The following is a 16,338-nucleotide window of genomic DNA, read 5'->3' as shown; positions in this document are numbered from 1 at the left end:
TCAGGACTCATTCTTGTTCACAACCAGAACAGAACGGTTGCGGCCAATGCGATAGCTGAGAGGTAGGTTTCCGGGCACCTGTCGTAACGCGTGGCGACACGTCTCCAGTCCTTCAGACGACCGAACATGATCTCGATACGATTGCGCCTTTTATAGCGCCACTTGCCGTATTTCACGGGCTTCTTGCGGGACTTCCGGCCGGGGATGCAGGCGCTTATCCCTTTGTCTTCCAACGCTTCTCGCAACCAGTCGGCGTCATATCCCCTGTCAGCCAGAAACCGGTCCGCCTTCGGCAGGCTGTCCAGCAGCGCTGCCGCACCGGTGTAATCGCTGACCGGCCCTGCCGATATGAAGAACCGGATGGGACGGCCTTTCGCATCGGTAACAGCATGCAGCTTCGTGTTCATGCCGCCTTTTGTTCGACCGATCTGGCGACCTCGCCCCCCCTTTTTCGCGCGCAGGCTACAAGCCGTGCGATGCGCCTTCAGATACGTGGCATCGATCATGATCGTCTTCGGATCGGCGCCTTCGGCGGTCAGGCCGACCATGATCCGGGCGAAGACCCCGTTATCGCTCCAACGCTTCCTGCGATTGTAGAGCGTCTTGGCCGGTTCGTATTCGCTCGAAGCATCGCACCACCGCAAGCCATTGCGATTGATGAAGATAATACCACTAAGAACTCGCAAATCATCAACACGCGGGCGGCCATGGCTCTTGGGAAAGAACGGACGAAGGCGGGACATCTGTGCCTCGGTCAGCCAGAACAGGTTGCTCATCGATCAGATCTCCTTGCGAAGCCTGAATCATGCAAAGACCGTAAGATCAATGGGTCTGGAGCCTAGCGAATGGCTGCTCTCGCCGCACTGGCACCAAACTTCAAAACCGTTTTGAGTTTGAACAACGAGCCTATTGTAACGGCGATCAAGGCGATTGGCGTTTGTGCGAAAAATGTATTTTAGCGGACCGAGTGCTATGTAGATTTGAAAAGCTTACCGCGACGCCTTTTGCAGAAGGCCGATGAGCTCACCGAACTTTGCACGCTGTTCTTCTGGATCGCCACTCTGGATGGCGGTCTCGACGCAATGCTCTGCATGGTTTTCCAGAATGAGCTTTTCGACACCAAGGAGCGCAGACCGGATTGCGGCTGTCTGCGCAAGAATATCCATGCAGTAGCGGTCAGCCTCGACCATGCCAGCCACGCCCCGCACCTGGCCTTCCAGACGGGAAAGCCGATCCAGTGTCTTGTCCTTGTTTGCCTTCACGTGTCGCGTCTCCCTGCCTTTTGGAACCTGCCGCAGACTATCTTGTTGTATACCCCATATGGGTATATAACAAGGCAGGCAATGGCATACCGGGACGACACTACAATGGATTCACACGGCACGCATCACGATAGCAAAAGCGGCAAAGGCAGCGGCTATGGCCGGTTCTTCGCTATGATCGGCACCTCGACGGTTGTGATGTTTGGCCTGATGTATCTCAACACCTACGCCCTCGATCACGTCTTCTTCTCGCAGACCCGGATGTGGATGGCGCTCTACATGGGCGGGATGATGGCGATCATCATGCTCGCTTTCATGCTGGGCATGTATTGCAACCGGAAAGCCAACATCGCGATTTTCGCGGGCGCAGCCATCGCCTTCGTCGCCGGGGTTTATCTTGTCCGGTCTCAGGACACCGTTGGCGATGTCGCCTGGATGAAGGCGATGATCCCGCACCATTCGATCGCGATCCTGACCAGCGAACGGGCCAACATTTCCGACCCGCGCGTCCGCGAGCTGGCCGATGCGATCATCGAGGCGCAGCGCGGCGAGATTGCGGAAATGAAGCGATACATCGCGGATATCGAGGCCAACGAGGACGCTGCCCCCGGCACTCCCCGCATCGAAGAAGGGAACTGAGCAATGATGAATGGTGAAATGCACGAAGGTGCAGGCTGGATAATGATGGGCGGCATGGGACTGATCGCCCTGCTATTCATCGCCTTTCTGATCACCGGTATCGTTTATTTTGTCCGCAACTCTCGCTGACGCTGATCGCAAGGAGATTATGAAATGCCAAAGGACACCCGCGACTTTGCCGACGTAACAACCGATCCCGCCACCGCCGCGATCGGGAAAACAGCTGTTCTCTACCGCATGGCTCTGCCGAACCATCTGTGCCCGGCAGGGCAAAAGGCACGCTGGCTTCTGGACCGCAAAGGGTTCAAGGTCGATGACCGGCTATTCCGCGAACGGTCAGAAGTCGATGCGTTCAAGGAAGAATACGACGTTCCCACCACACCGCAGGTCTGGATCGACGGCGAGCGCGTCGGTGGCTATGATGCCCTACGCCAGAAGCTCACCGACTACGATCCGAAGGCCACGACCTACAAACCGGTGATCTACCTCTTCGCCGTGGCCGCCGCGACGGCGCTCGCGCTGTCCATTGGCTTCCTCGGCACGATCACATGGCAAACGCTCGGCTGGTTCATCTCGGTCTCGATGATCCTCTTGGGGATGCAGAAGCTCCGCGACATCGAAAGCTTCACGACGATGTTCCTCAACTACGATCTGTTGGCGCGAAAGTGGGTGCCATACGCCTATGTCTATCCGTGGGTTGAGACGGGGGCGGGTATTCTGATGACGGGTATGTTGTTGACCCCGCTTGCTGCTCCTGCGGCGCTCTTCATTGCAACGGTGGGCGCGATCAGCGTGTTCAAAGCCGTATACATCGACAAACGAGAATTGAAATGTGCCTGTCTGGGCGGCAACTCGAACGTGCCTCTGGGTTTCGTAAGCCTGACGGAAAACCTGATGATGATGGGCATGGGCCTCTGGATGTTGGGGATGTGGTTCGCAGCCTGAAACGTCCTCCACCGTTCCTCTCGGAAATCGAAATAAACAGGAGAACTCGAAAATGAACATCATCAAGACCGCCCTCGCAACTACCATTGCGGCGTTGGCATTTTCCGCACCAGCTTGGGCACAGGATGCCGGGTTCGAGCCTCCCGAACAGTGCACCAAAGTTTCTGCTATGGGGGAAATGGATCATTCGGCGATGGGTCACGACGATCCCGCTTACAACACGCGGTCGGAGAGTGACGATCATGATGCCATGCCAGAGCACGTGCAGGAGAATATGCGCAGAATGGCAATTACCATGCCCGCAATGGAGGAAGGTATGATGCGTGAAGATGCCGACGTGGCATTCGCCTGCGCAATGATTGCCCACCATCAGGGCGCAATCGACATGGCGCAGGTGCTGCTTGAACATGGTGACGACCCGCATATGATCGAACTTGCCGGAGAAATAATCGCCGCGCAGGTCGGTGAAATTGACCAAATGACCGCTTGGCTGGCCGAGAACGCCGAATAGTATGACGCTGGCCGCACGTTCCGGATTTTGCGGCTACTTCTTTAAGGCACCTCCCAAAAACCACCGTTTGTTGAACGGTTCACCAGACCGGACACTGGTGCACGTGCAGCGAAGGTCTGAAAAGTCCCGCATAGCCGACTTTGCCAGTGCGATCTCGCTGCACCAAGGCACGAACGTCCGGTTTGGGGAAGCGGTATTGCACGTCTGCCGAGCTAGGAAGGGCAGCTAAGGGCCGTCTACGATCGTGGGGCGATGGTCCGGTCACTGAGGCACATAAATCGGCGTAGAATAGCCCCACACTGGCCAGCCAGATCAAATAGCCGCGTCCGCGTATCCTCCGTAAGCGTCCGGGCTGACTGCTCTGCCGCGCATAGAGTGTGTTCGATAGTGTCCGCTTTGGATGGCGGACACTATGGGGCAGCGAATGGCGCGTCGGACGAAGAGAAGCGGTCGATCTGTTTTCAGACGACGGCAGCGGGCGTTTCGGTGGCGCAGGTCGCCCGCCGTTACGCGATGAACGCGAACATGATTTTCAAATGGTTGCGTGATCCTCGATATGCGCCAGATCCTGAAGCGGTTGAGGATCTGGGAGATGATGCGCCCTGTTTCCTGCCGGTTGAGATCCTTGACCGGCCCCGGAACAAAGACACGGTCCCGACGCCTGACGCCAAGCCCGCGCACAGCGCGATTGAGATCGACATTGCAGGCGGTCACAGGCTGAGGATCATCGGTGGCTACGATCCCGAAGCATTGGCCCGGCTCATCCGAGGCCTGTCTGCATGATCCCGGTTCCGGCGAACACACGGGTGTGGCTTGCAGCGGGTGTGACCGATATGCGGCGCGGGTTCACGACGCTGGCGGCCCAGGCAGAGCAGACGCTGAAGCAGGACCCGTTTGCGGGTCACATGTTTGTCTTCCGCGGCCGCCGCGGCGATCTGATCAAGATCATCTGGTGGGACGGACAAGGCGCGTGCCTGTTCAGCAAACGGCTTGAGAAGGGCCGGTTTGTTTGGCCATCGGCGAAGGAGGGCAAGATCGCCCTGACAGCTGCCCAGTTGGCGATGCTCCTGGAGGGGATCGACTGGCGTCTGCCGCAACGCAGCTGGAAGCCGCTCAAGGCAGGATAAAGCGACGGTGATTGCCTGCGTGGGATTCCCGTCGCACCGTTGTTTTGCTATGTTCCGACCATGTTGGACGTGGCCAAATCCCTGCCGGAAGACCCTGATGAACTGAGACAGTTCACAGCGCTGTTGCTGGCTGAGGTGAAGTCGCAGGCGGTCCTGATCGAGAAGTTGCGGCATCAACTGGCGGGCCATCGCAGCCATCGGTTCGGCGCCTCTTCCGAGAGCATCGAACAGCTTCAACTGGCATTGGAGACGAGCGAGATCGCTGTCGCCAAGATGACCGCAAAGCTGCGGCTTCCCGACGAGGAGCCGAAGGACAAGCCGAAGCGCCGGCCGATCCCCGATCACATCCCGCGCATGGAAGTCGAACTGACGACGGGCGACGACGATTGCGCCCATTGTGGTGGTGCGCTGCGCCGACTGGGAGAGGATGTGACCGAAGAGTTGGAGTATGTTCCCGGCCGGTTCATCGTGAACCGCATCGTGCGGCCCCGCTTTGCATGTTCGGGTTGCGAGGGCTTCTCGCAGGCTGCTTTGCCATCACGCCCGATCGAACGGGGCCGTCCCGGACCCGGCCTGCTGGCACATGTGCTGGTCAACAAATACGCCGATCACCTACCGCTCTATCGCCAGAGCGGCATCTTCGAGCGCGACGGGATCGACATTGACCGCTCAACGCTGGCCGATTGGGTTGGCAAATCCACGGCCCTTTTGGAACCGCTCGCAGATGCCATTGGACGGCACGTGCTGGCTGGACAGGCCATCTTCGCAGACGACACCCCGGTGAAGATGCTGGCCCCCGGCACCGGCAAGATAGCAACAGCGCGGCTCTGGGCTTATGGCCGGGATGAACGACCGTGGGACGGTAGTGCCCCACCTGCCAGTTGGTATCAGTTCTCGCCAGATCGCAAAGGGCAGCATCCGAAGGATCACCTCGCAAAGTATCAAGGCTGGATGCACGCGGATGGCTATGCCGGGTTCGAGGACATCTACCGTTCCGGAGATATCCGCGAGGTCGCTTGCATGGCACATGTGCGCCGTAAGTTTGTCAACATCCACCGAGCCCAAGGCTCAGCCATAGCCGATGAAGCCATCCGGCGCATCACGCAGCTCTACGCGGTCGAGAAGGACGCGCGGGGATCACCACCAGAGTTGCGGGTCGAGATCAGGCAAGCCAGGGCAAAGCCGATCTTCAATGATCTCGAGGTCTGGCTGCATGCTCAGTTGCCCAGCATCTCCGGAAAGTCGCCGCTGGCGGCCGCGATCCGTTATGCCCTGACCCGCATGGAACGGCTCAGACCCTACCTCGATCACGGCATCCTGGAACTCGACAACAACACGGCCGAACGCGCAATGCGCTCCATCGCCATTGGCCGGAAAAATTATCTCTTCGTGGGCTCGCAGACTGGTGGAAAGGCCGCCGCAATCGCCTACACCCTGATCGAGACAGCCAAACTGAACAGTATCGATCCGCAGGCCTGGCTGGCCGACACACTTACACGCATCTCTGACTACAAGATCAACCGGGTCAACGATCTCCTGCCGTGGAAAACCGCGACATAGGGCGGTCAGACCGGACGCTTACAGACCATGAACTGGCCAGCCTACAATGAAGCGCTCAAGCGCCAGGGCTCGCTGACGATCTGGTTTGACCCCGACATGACTTGGGATGCCGCGCCGACAGGACGGCGTGGCCGCCATCTGACCTATAGCGACGCCGCTATCCAGACGTGCCTTTCAATCAAGGTCTTGTTCGGTATGGCGCTCCGGCAAACGACTGGTTTCGTCGAGAGCCTGCTGAAGTTGGTCGGCTTGGACTGGGCGGTGCCCGACTTCAGCACGCTGTCTCGTCGCCAGAAGACCTTGGCCGTGAACATCCCCTATCGCGGCTCCAAGGGCCCGCTGCATCTGCTGATCGACAGCACCGGCATCAAGGTCGAGGGCGAAGGGGATTGGAATGCCTGCAAGCACGGCGGTCCCAAACGGCGGGTCCGGCGAAAGATCCACCTCGGGATCGATGAGAAAACGTTGGAGATCCGTGCCGTCGAGTTCACCAGCAGTGGCATCGGCGACGCCCCCATGCTGCAGGAACTCCTCGATCAGATCCCACCCGAACAAGAGATCGGCAGCGTCACCGCAGACGGCGCCTATGACACGCGCAAGTGTCATGATGCCATTGCGGATCGTGGCGCCGCCGCCGTCATCCCACCTCGCAAGAACGCAAAACCATGGAAGCCGAACACCCTTGGAGCGGTCGCACGAAACGAAGCCCTCCGGGCATCGAAATAACTCAGCCGGGCGCTTTGACGAAATTGGAGTGGCTATCACCGCCGAAGCCGCGTCGAGAGCAAGATGCATTGCATGAAACTTCTAGGACAGCGCCTCATGGCGCGAGACTTCGACCGCCAAGTTGCCGAGATCCAGGTCCGGATTGCCGTGCTGAACGGCTACACCGCCCTCGGCATACCTGTTACAGAGGCCGTAGGATAAGTCTGTCCGGGAATAGGGGAAGCTCGGCCGTCACCCGATTTGCGCAACAAAGTCAACCAGCGATGCCATTCTCTCGGCCGAGGTTTCATGCCTGCGTATCTGGAGCGACTGCCCGTGGCATCCGATGTCCGGTGCGTCCGCGGCGAGCGCCATCGACGGCATGGCGTGGGTGACGGTCACGGTCCCGCTGGACGACACGACCGCAAAGTTCACGGCCAACACGATCACCTCCCAGCTGCTGGTCGGTGTATTTAACCCGGCAACGGACCCCGCTCAGGCGACGTTTGTGACCCAGAACCCGTTTGGTGGCTGGGAACGGCCCGTTGCGCCTGTGGCGCTGTCCGGTGGGGCATCCGGCCCATTCACGTTACGCGACCCTGCGCTCACCGCATTCAGCCTTGGCGGACCCATCGTGACGGCGGAGAAAGGGCTTGTCGGCGTGATCGTGCGCGCGGTCTATGGCACAGCGCAGATGGCCAGCTTGCCGGAGGTCGTAGTGGCAGCGCCCGCGGACGGGATCGTCGTGGACGATTTCGTGCGTCCGACCGATCCCGAGAAAGGAGCGCTCCCGCCACGCGCGGAGAGCGAAATGGGTAAAGTCATTGTTTTCGCGGATCAGGGCTCGCTCGGCTGGATCGGGGGCTTCTGCGGCCCATCAGGCGGCGCGGGCTTCGTCGAGACCTTTATCGCCACCATTGCCTTCTCCGTCTGACAGGTCCCACAAAGCGGCACAGCTACGCGGATCGCTGGGGACGGCAAACAACTTCCACTCGTCCCCGTGGGCCAGCAGTTGGAAGCACCGTTGCGTGGCCGTTAACCGAATCATCTGGCGAGCTGCGTCGTCCACGCGACGCCCTCCTCGGACGGGCGGCGGGCCATGGTGCTTCAGTTCTGGCGCTTAAACACGACCATGGGCACGTCGCCGACCGGATTTCGGAGTTTTGACGAGGCCGCGCCACTCGAAATGCTCGATGATGCACGGCGACAGGCGCTGTTCGGAAATGCCCCGACACCGCACAGCACCGACGCGCCTGCGCCCGCAGCGCCCGTGACCGAGCAAGCAGATGCCCGGCGCGTGGTCCCGGTTTGGGACGCGACGGGCATCGAGGCGCTGAGCCTCGACATCGCCGGTGGGTCGCTGACGGTGGGCTGCACCGAAAGCCGGGAACTAGCCCTCGCAATCCGCCTCGGCGCAGAAGTCAACGAGATCACCATAGGCAGTCGTCCCGCGCCCGACAACGGGCGGCAGGGCGACACGGCCTTTGCGCTCTTTGATGGAGGGGCGCGTGCGCAACTCGTCTCCGGCGCCTCCAATCGGTTGGCGACAGGGGGGCGACCGCGTCGACCTGCCCGGCCCTCCGTCCGATCTCCTGATTGGAGATTGCTGATCTACGTGTGCATCGTCCCCTCGGTAAGCCTTTATTTTCTTCGCCCGGGCTTGTAACGTCGAAGACAAAGCATATTGGCGCGGTTGCTACATGAGACCATATTGCTGGGGCTATCTTTACGGATCATAAACCAGTCCCCTCACGTCGCACGATCCCTCGGACTGCCTGTATTACAGGTTGATATCGGCGGGGTTTTCTCGCGTGTCTCCCAGCGTCTTTGGCTCAGGCTTTGTGATGTCGAAAGTTGCAAGAGAAGCGGGATCAATGACCCAGACGACAAGCGAAACAGAGCCCTGCGCCGAGGACACCTCTGCGATCACGACGGTGCCGCAGGTCGCGTAGTCTGCGGCAAGTGCGTCATCTGCCAGAGGTTCAAAGACAGGCCAGGGCAGGCGCTGCGACAGAGTGTTCACGGCGCGATCCTCGTCGGAGCGGACCGCAAACGCGTCGGACAGCACCCGTCCCGCTGGCAAATCCAGACGAGGCAGACATTCCTCACGTGAGACCACCGGCGACCACCCCCAGACAAGCCGCCGCAAGCCCGCGCCGCCGCGGCGAGCATCGGTGACGAAATCCGGGTCGCCATACTTGTTCAGGAGCGCGGCCTGCACGCCATCAGGCGTCACCTGGGACGGATCATAGAGCGTCACTCGCCCGAGTGCGAAGCGCTCCTGATCAAGTCTCTGGTCAATGATGGCGGCCAGTATCTCCGACCCCTGAAGGTCAACGCGCAGGATCGCATCGGTGCCCGCCTCTGTGCCGAAGACCTCGCCGCGGCCGGGCAGGTTCACCGGTCCGATCACCCGGTTGAAGGTCTGCGTGACGGTCCTCTGACCGGCCCCGACGGCTGTAATCGCGGCCTCGAACTCGGCCTGAGAGCTGTTGAGGCTGAGCCCCGATATGTCAGCTGCTTCCGGCGGTGAAACAGCGAGTGCCCGGATTTGATCGACAGACATGCGGACGGGCTGACCCGTCGGGTTCGGAGCGTGTCGCGAGGGTAAGGCGTCGGCACCAAAGAACACACTATCCGTCACTTGGAGAGACAGAACCAGCGTTCCGGCCAATCTCGGCGCAGTCGCACTCGCAGCCCCCCCATTTGAAGTCGGTTCGAAGGAAACTTCGGCGATCTCAGTAATGTGGCGCGTTTCGACGACACCGCGCCGCTCCTGCGGGACAAGGACGGCATCCCGCAAAACGACGACGGCATCAACGAAGGCGCTTTCGGCAGGCTCGAAACCATCTGTGACGGCATCAAACTGCTCTTGCCCGGTGCATTTCGATGCCGTCGGATGAAGGGCCATCCGGTAAAGCGCATAGATCGGACGACCGCCCATCTGCGTGAGGCGCACCTGAGCGAGCAGCGGGGCACGTTCGGGTGTGTCGCGCAACATGCGTTCAAGCATTCCAATATCCGCGCCATTGGCGGCGCGCACGGTTTCATAGTCAAAGCCTTCAAGCTGTGCCGCGATTCCGGGCGAGAATTGATTGGTCTGGGACCGATCCGCATACGACATCACCCCGCATCCCGCTTGGATCGGGTTGGTAGCAACCCGCGCCACCACACGATCAGGAAGGGCGGCAGCGCGCGCGCTCTGCCACGCGCGGAAGGCTGGCCAAAGGGCGGCGCGCTCGACACGGTTAAGCCGCTGCGGCTGCGGATCAAAGAAACGCCCCCAGACAAGGTCGGCCTCGGGTGTCCTAAGCTCCCTGTGAAGCCGGTCGAGCAACATTCGGTCAAGGGTCGGGTCGTCAACAGTGTCGGGTGCCTCACGCAGGTGGAGGAGATCGAGAAGATCGTGATCGAGCACCAAGAGGTCAGGCACCTCCATCCCAGCAGCTTGGGACGCGCCTGCCTCCGGGGTTATCGCGATAGAAGTGGCAGGCACGCCGTCAAGCTCCGCGCGAAACGTGGGAAGGCCGGTGTGATCCGTCTCGAACGAAAACAAGGTGATGTCCGAAAAGTCGAGGAATACGACCGGACGAGAACCTTCAAGCCCCGCCTCTTTGGCTGAAGCAGTCGCGTGAAACCTCACACGCCCGCGCACCGCCTGCAGGGCCTCGGACTGGGATGGGTCTAGCGCAAGGGCGTCGAAGACAGAGCGGTTGGCGAGCCGGACTTGCGGTGCGGTCAGGCCACTCTCGTTCGAACGCTGGCCAAGACGCACGTCCGACAGGGTCCAGTTCTCACCCTGACGATCAAACTCCACGACACCTGTTACAATCAGCGGGTCCGGCAAAGGCAAGGCTTGCGCTGCTCCGAGCGGATCGCTCACGCGGGCCTGCCGGTTCATCGCGGCTGCAAACGCAGCGGGATCATCGGCCACCGCAATTGCTGCCGCGATCATCGCTTCGCCCGTGGGATAAGGCACGTCGGCCAGGGCAGCAAAGCGTGCGAGGTCGCCCTCGTCAGCCAGCGGCTCCGCCGGTCCTCGATACGTGGCCGGATCGAGATCCATGACCTTGTTGGCGGCGAGCGATGCGAGGTCGGGATGGCTGCGCCCAACATGCAGGCTGGCCTCTTTCAGACCGAACCCGAAGGTCAGGCGCGGCTGGGTCATGGGACCATCTTCTGTGAAGGTCGCGCGCCGGACCGACAGATCTAGACGCGCTTTGACGCTCAGCGCGCGCCGACCTGGTCCGTCGAGCTGGTCCATACGCTGCAAAACCACTTGCGCCTGATCGCGGGGGACCGTCAGAAACTCCGGCAGGCCCGCAAGCACGGGATACTGCGTGCCGAGCAACCAACCACCTGCGCCCCAAGCGACGGCGAAGCCTCCCCGTTCGGTGTCGTAGTCGCGGATCGAAACACTTTCGACCACGGTCAAAGGCAATGGCTCCTCTGGCAGTACGGCGGCGATCTGTGGCCAAAGGGCCGTGATCGCGGCATCTTCCAGCTCTTGGCGTTCGAGCACGTCCACTTCAGCCGCGAACTGATTACGTGATGGCGTAAGCTTGTGCGGAGGGATCAAACTATCCTGTAGGCGATCGGGCGCGATTTCGGTCAGCGCAAACCAGAAGAGGTCGGGCGAAAGCCTCCTGTCCAGCACGGTCTCCAACGGCTGGGCCGTCAGTTCTTTCCAAGCCAAGGCGCGTGCGAGGCTCGGTTGATGGTAGTCAAAACGATCAACGAAATCGCCGTTTTCCACCGTCTCCAGCCGGAAGGCGCGCGCGATGTCGTCACGCGAAATTGCGGGCACGTCGCCCAGCAACGGCACGATCCAGATCGGATCACCAGGGGCGTACTGGTTACGCTCGGGAGCCGTCAGTTCGTGAAGCACGATGGACGTGACCTGACCTCCGGCGGTCGCCGTCCCTGTACGCGTGCTTTCGACCTCTGAAATGGTGAGCGTCGCGACGGCCATCGCACCCTGTCGTGTCGCAGCGAGTTCTTCGAGACGCGCCGCGCCCGCGCCATTCGGCTGCATGGCCCCCAGATCATGATTGAGGATAGGGTGCAAAATAACCGCCGGGGATTGCAGTGGCCCACGTATCGTCAGCTCCTGAAACGTACCGGAAATCGGCCCACGATTTTGCACATTGCCGGCAGCAAGCAGGAAACCTCCACCCTCGCTACGCCGGATCGAAGAGATGAGGGTGACGGTTGCGTCGAGGGGGAGCGCCGAGGGCTCGGTCGCGCGGGCAGCCAGCCAGGCGGAGGCCCGATCACGCGCAGCCGCCAGCTGTTCGGCGGTGACATCATTGGCTATCGCGAGCTCCGGGATGCGTCTCATCGCGTAGGAGATCGTTTCATCGTTAGCGGCCAGCGTCGGATTTGCGCGCAACGTCTCAAGCCACAGCGCATCCGCCACGCGATCGGCGTCGCTAACTTCCTGGGCCTCGACGGCGGCAGACCAAAGGCAAATGACAAAAGCAGAGGCGATGCGCAGCACGGATAATCCTCCGGGTAAAGCCAATATACTTCATCATTGCGCCTGAGTTCAAAATGCACAAGAAAACCGTTTTGAACTTTCGCGCATCTCCAACTTCAAAAATGACGCCGATCAAACAGTGAATCTTGCACTTTAGTCCGTGTTGACAAAAGGGATTCAAATTGCGGTGCGGGCATGATTCAAGCCGGTATCTGCGATGGAGACTAGCTTGGCACGAGACCTGATGTCGGACGACGAGCGGGCGCTCTTTGAACGGTTTATCCTAGCGGTCCGTGCGCCGAACGGGCGCAAACCGACCAACCACCGCCTTGTGCTTGATGGGATATTCTGGATCGCTCGCACCGGTGCCCCATGGCGCGACCTGCCTGAGGAATTTGGCATATAGTCGAGCGTCTACCGGCAGTTCCGACGCTGGACGCGGGTAGGTCTCTGAGAGGACATCATGGACGCCCTGAACCAAAGTGGGGCGGCGCCGGATGCCCTCCAAATGGTCGACAGCACCGTGGTTCGCGCCCATCATCAGGCTGCGGGCGCAAAAGGGGGACTCCAAGACAGGGTTTTGGCCGCTCAAGAGGTGGCTTCTCCTGGCCAGTGCGCAGCATCAGACATTCGGTGGTGAAGGACAGGTCGATGCCCTTGGACCGCGCCACGCGCTTCCATAAACCCAGCAGGTGCGTGAAGTCCTTATTTGCCGTATCCGGCTTGGCTTCGTCGCGCGTGACGCGATCCACCCACCGCTTGCTATCCTCCAAACATTCTCGCGATGCTTATCCTGCGAATCAGAAATCGAAGAGGCAGGATTTTATCCCGCCTCTCCGATCGTGTCTTGACGCTTTAAGTAGTCCTGATGCCTACGTGTCGAGGAGGCGCCTTAGGCTACGGCATCTGCATGCCTCGGCCCTTGTTCTCAGAGCAGGAAGTCATGCTCGATGAGTGAGATCTGCCGGCTCAGCTCGATAGAGAAATCCGCTACCAGGTCTCCGTCGATATCCCCGAGGATTACCGTCTTGCCATCGCTGCTCTGATACCGCAGCTGGCCGGCGACGCCGCTGAACCCCTTGGTCCCGATGAAGTCGAACGCATCGTCGCCCGCGCGCCGCAGGTTGGCGTCAACAGCCGTGAGGTCGATCTTGTCTCCCTGCGCTCGGCTGAAGTCTGTGATGACGTCGCGGTTCGACGCCCCAGGCCGAGAGTCGCGCGCCTGCGTGAACACGAAGCGGTCAGCTGCAAGGTCGCCTGTGAGAACGTCCTTTCCAAGTTCACCAAACAGCAGATCCCGACCGCCGCCCCCGGAGAGGTTGTCCGCGCCCGCGCCGCCGAAAAGCGAGTCCGCTCCGTCGCCACCGACCAAGATGTCAGCGTCAGCGCCTCCTTCCAGTCGATCATTGCCACCACCACCGACTAGCCGGTCGCGACCTGCGCCGCCCAGAAGCAGATCATTCCCTATCCCGCCCTCGAGCGTGTCGTTTCCGGCACCTCCACTCAGCGTGTCGTTGCCAGCATCCCCGTGCAGCAGATCGTGCCCGGTTCCGCCGACTAGTCTGTCATGGCCGCCGCCGCCTGAAAGCGTGTCGTTGCCGGCGCCGCCGTCGAGCTGGTCGTTGCCCGCGTCGCCGAAGAGCCGATCGTGTCCGCCCTGTCCGTAGATCCTGTCGTTGCCAGCGCCGCCTCTCATGACGTCGTCAAGTTCTCGCTCGAAGAACGGTGTATCGAAAGGGGGCTCGTAGACTGGCGTTCCGCCAGATAGGACATCATCTCCAAGGCCACCAAAGATGTTGTTTCCGCCCTGGTCGCCACGGATCGTGTCATTGCCCGCGCCGCCGTCGATGCTGTCGCCCTTTTGATTTTCGGGCAGGTGCCAATAGGTTGGGTGCTCTCGGCTGAAGCTCCAGGAGTTGATGATCAGAAGATCATCGCCGTTTCTGCCGTAGATGAAACGGTGCGGCAGATTGTTGTGATAGAGAGTCCGGATCGTGTCAGCCTCGGAAGTGCCGTCGATACGGTCGCCCGGAGGGTAGAGCGTGATGTCAGCCATGTTTGGTCCTGCCGGAGAAAGAAGTCGCAGCGTCACCCTCAATTGCGGGCGGTGACGGGTCAAGCTTCATCTTGTTCAACGTGAATGGAATTTTCGACGGGAACAAAAACGACACCGAAGCCACAAAGATCGTCAACTCCCTGCGCAATCCCATTTCCAATCTTTCGGCGGTGTTCGCAAGCCGTGTTGGTCAGCTATAGTACGCAAAGAAACTGCAACGTTAATGACCTCGTTGCGACATGAGCCAACGTCCGGATCGAGGAAGCTGCACTGCAGCACATGACTAGTGGTGACCGTCTGCAAAGGGCCGATTACGCGGATCAGGGGCTGCCCCGCACCGTTGCTGCCCCTAGGTCGGCGCAGCATCGACGCGAAGAGCCCATCAGCGACACTCGCGCTTGACGCAGCGAATGAAAGTACAACACGCCACTAAGGTTTTTTCCAGAACCGGATCGCCGGGCCTTCATAATCCGCGGGCAATTTAGCGACGTTCACGCCGCCTAGGATTTCGGTAGTTAATGCCAGAGGATGGAAGCGCGGGGCTGTTGTTGCCCAGTTGCCTTCCGCATCGCAATGGTGATTGACCTGCCCCCCGCGAAATCCCTCACCGTAATGTAGAGTCTGCGCCAACTCTTAGGGAGCAGACACATGAGAAAGAGCCGTTTCACCGAGGCGCGGATCATCGGGATGATCAAGGAACAGGAAGCCGGCATGCCGACGGCAGAGGTGTGCCGTAGGCATGGCCTCAGCCCTGCAACGTTCTACAAGTTCAAGTCCCAGTATGGCGGGATGGAGGTGTCCGAGGCGGCCAGATTGAAATCGCTCGAAGACGAGAACGCCAAACTCAAGCGCCTGCTGGCCGATACCATGCTGGACAACGTCGTCCTAAAAGACCTGCTGGGAAAGAGCTGACGACATTGATCAAACGGCGAGACGCGGCGCTTCGGGTGATACGGGATCATGATATCTCGCAGCGCCGAGCCTGCAGGCTGGTCGGTGTCGATCCAAAGACAGTCCGGCGAGAACGCCCGCCGGACAGTGTCGAGATCCGCAAGGAGATGCAGGAGATCGCCGGAAAGCGACGTCGGTTCGGTTATCGCCGGATCGGCGTGCTTCTAGAACGCAAGGGCATGATCATGAACCACAAGAAGCTCTACAGGATCTACCGCGAGGAAGGGCTGTCCGTGCAAAAACGACGCGGTCGCAAGCGAGCGCGTGGCACAAGAATCCCGATGCCATCGGCTGCGGGCGTCAACGCGCGCTGGTCGTTGGACTTTGTCTCCGACAGCTTCGGTGCCTCGCGGAAGTTCCGGATCCTCGCCGTGATCGACGACTGCACGCGTGAATGCCTGTGCCTTGTCGCGGACACCAGCCTGTCCGGCGCACGGGTCGTCCGGGAACTCAGTGCCCTGATCCGGCTCTACGGCAAGCCAGGCTGCATTGTCAGCGATAATGGAACCGAGTTCACCAGTCGGGCGATCCTGAAATGGGCCGACGAGAACGAGGTGTCGTGGCATTACATCGATCCGGGTAAGCCACAGCAGAACGCCTTCGTTGAAAGCTTCAACGGTAGCCTCAGGGATGAACTGCTGAACGAGGAAATCTTCGACAGCCTGGATGACGCGCGGCGCAAGCTGGCCCTGTGGCGCTACGACTATAACACGGTCAGGCCGCACTCGTCCTTGGGTAACCAGACGCCGCAGCAAGCGCGCCGTGCGCTTGAGCATTTTGAGGGCTCCGCGCCCGGCGCACTTGCGCCAGGAAGAGCAACCGAATACCCAGATCCAACCTGCAGACTCTCGTTATGAATGAGGGACCAGCAGGGGGCAGGTCACCCATTCAGCGCATTATCGCGACATCAGGCTACGGGAACAGACAGGTCGGTTCCTGCAACTTACCCAATCTTGCGATTGCGGCAGTTGCTTGGTTCATGGCCCAAGCTCCTTCGCTTTCGGTCTTGGCAGAATACAGTTTGAAAGAGTCCCACCGCCACTGGCGACTGCTTGGCCGGCAAGGTCGAGCCCGCATCCGCAGTTAATTCCCTGCCGTTGATA

General features: G+C 60.4%; 14 protein-coding genes and 2 pseudogenes. 12 read left to right on the top strand and 4 right to left on the bottom strand.

Going from position 1 to position 16,338, the window contains the following annotated elements:
* Positions 1-17: 17 nt before the first annotated feature.
* Both SJY40_RS04070 and SJY40_RS04065 read right to left on the bottom strand, forming a co-directional pair.
* Complete coding sequence (locus SJY40_RS04070; protein ID WP_378943052.1) at positions 18-776, bottom strand: IS5 family transposase; 759 nt, start codon at positions 774-776, stop codon at positions 18-20.
* Between the two features lie 213 nt (positions 777-989).
* Positions 990-1,262, bottom strand: coding sequence for a metal-sensitive transcriptional regulator (locus SJY40_RS04065; RefSeq protein ID WP_209059942.1), 273 nt, complete (start codon positions 1,260-1,262; stop codon positions 990-992).
* A 105-nt stretch (positions 1,263-1,367) separates the two neighbouring features.
* On the opposite strand from SJY40_RS04065, the gene SJY40_RS04060 reads away from it, so the two are divergent.
* The 10 genes and pseudogenes from SJY40_RS04060 (at position 1,368) to SJY40_RS04015 (ending at position 8,415) form a co-directional block, all read left to right on the top strand.
* Positions 1,368-1,901, top strand: a complete 534-nt coding sequence (locus SJY40_RS04060; protein WP_378943049.1) for a DUF305 domain-containing protein — start codon at positions 1,368-1,370, stop codon at positions 1,899-1,901.
* Between the two features lie 3 nt (positions 1,902-1,904).
* Positions 1,905-2,030 (top strand): hypothetical protein, encoded by a 126-nt coding sequence (locus SJY40_RS04055; protein ID WP_378943047.1) that lies wholly within the window; start codon positions 1,905-1,907, stop codon positions 2,028-2,030.
* Between the two features lie 24 nt (positions 2,031-2,054).
* A complete protein-coding gene (locus SJY40_RS04050) occupies positions 2,055-2,846 on the top strand; it encodes a MauE/DoxX family redox-associated membrane protein (RefSeq protein WP_378943045.1) in 792 nt (263 codons plus the stop codon).
* Positions 2,847-2,898: 52 nt separating this feature from the next.
* Positions 2,899-3,357, top strand: coding sequence for a DUF305 domain-containing protein (locus tag SJY40_RS04045; RefSeq protein WP_378943042.1), 459 nt, complete (start codon positions 2,899-2,901; stop codon positions 3,355-3,357).
* Positions 3,358-3,744: 387 nt separating this feature from the next.
* The gene (locus tag SJY40_RS04040; RefSeq protein WP_378943040.1) at positions 3,745-4,140 is read left to right on the top strand and encodes a transposase; all 396 of its coding nucleotides are present in this window, start codon (positions 3,745-3,747) and stop codon (positions 4,138-4,140) included.
* A complete protein-coding gene (gene tnpB, locus SJY40_RS04035) occupies positions 4,137-4,484 on the top strand; it encodes an IS66 family insertion sequence element accessory protein TnpB (RefSeq protein ID WP_223429010.1) in 348 nt (115 codons plus the stop codon). The genes SJY40_RS04040 and tnpB overlap by 4 nt, the downstream gene beginning before the upstream one ends.
* 60 nt (positions 4,485-4,544) lie before the next feature.
* Positions 4,545-6,044 carry an IS66 family transposase gene (locus tag SJY40_RS04030; protein ID WP_378943037.1) on the top strand — a complete coding sequence of 500 codons (1,500 nt, stop codon included), beginning with the start codon at positions 4,545-4,547 and terminating at the stop codon, positions 6,042-6,044.
* 27 nt (positions 6,045-6,071) lie between these two features.
* Positions 6,072-6,971: pseudogene (locus SJY40_RS04025) on the top strand (IS5 family transposase).
* A 124-nt stretch (positions 6,972-7,095) separates the two neighbouring features.
* A complete protein-coding gene (locus tag SJY40_RS04020) occupies positions 7,096-7,683 on the top strand; it encodes a hypothetical protein (protein WP_378943035.1) in 588 nt (195 codons plus the stop codon).
* A 165-nt stretch (positions 7,684-7,848) separates the two neighbouring features.
* A complete protein-coding gene (locus SJY40_RS04015) occupies positions 7,849-8,415 on the top strand; it encodes a hypothetical protein (RefSeq protein WP_378943033.1) in 567 nt (188 codons plus the stop codon).
* A gap of 114 nt (positions 8,416-8,529) precedes the next feature.
* Here SJY40_RS04015 and SJY40_RS04010 read toward each other — a convergent pair whose 3' ends face one another.
* Entirely contained in the window at positions 8,530-12,249 is a 3,720-nt protein-coding gene (locus SJY40_RS04010) for a hypothetical protein (RefSeq protein WP_378943031.1), read from the bottom strand.
* 196 nt (positions 12,250-12,445) lie between these two features.
* Here SJY40_RS04010 and SJY40_RS04005 point away from each other — a divergent pair.
* Positions 12,446-12,888, top strand: a pseudogene (locus SJY40_RS04005) (IS5 family transposase); the annotation flags it as partial.
* A gap of 268 nt (positions 12,889-13,156) precedes the next feature.
* Here SJY40_RS04005 and SJY40_RS04000 read toward each other — a convergent pair.
* A complete protein-coding gene (locus SJY40_RS04000; RefSeq protein WP_378943028.1) occupies positions 13,157-14,284 on the bottom strand; it encodes a calcium-binding protein in 1,128 nt (375 codons plus the stop codon).
* Positions 14,285-14,932: 648 nt separating this feature from the next.
* On the opposite strand from SJY40_RS04000, the gene SJY40_RS03995 reads away from it, so the two are divergent.
* A protein-coding gene (locus tag SJY40_RS03995) for an IS3 family transposase (protein ID WP_378943025.1) occupies positions 14,933-16,092 on the top strand; the annotation gives its coding sequence in 2 pieces (ribosomal slippage) (positions 14,933-15,182 and positions 15,182-16,092; 1,161 coding nt in all).
* Positions 16,093-16,338: the final 246 nt, after the last annotated feature.

It is taken from the genome of Paracoccus sp. R86501 (assembly GCF_042466435.1).
In the GTDB taxonomy this organism is placed as follows: domain Bacteria; phylum Pseudomonadota; class Alphaproteobacteria; order Rhodobacterales; family Rhodobacteraceae; genus Paracoccus.
This window is presented reverse-complemented; position numbering and strand designations above follow the sequence as displayed.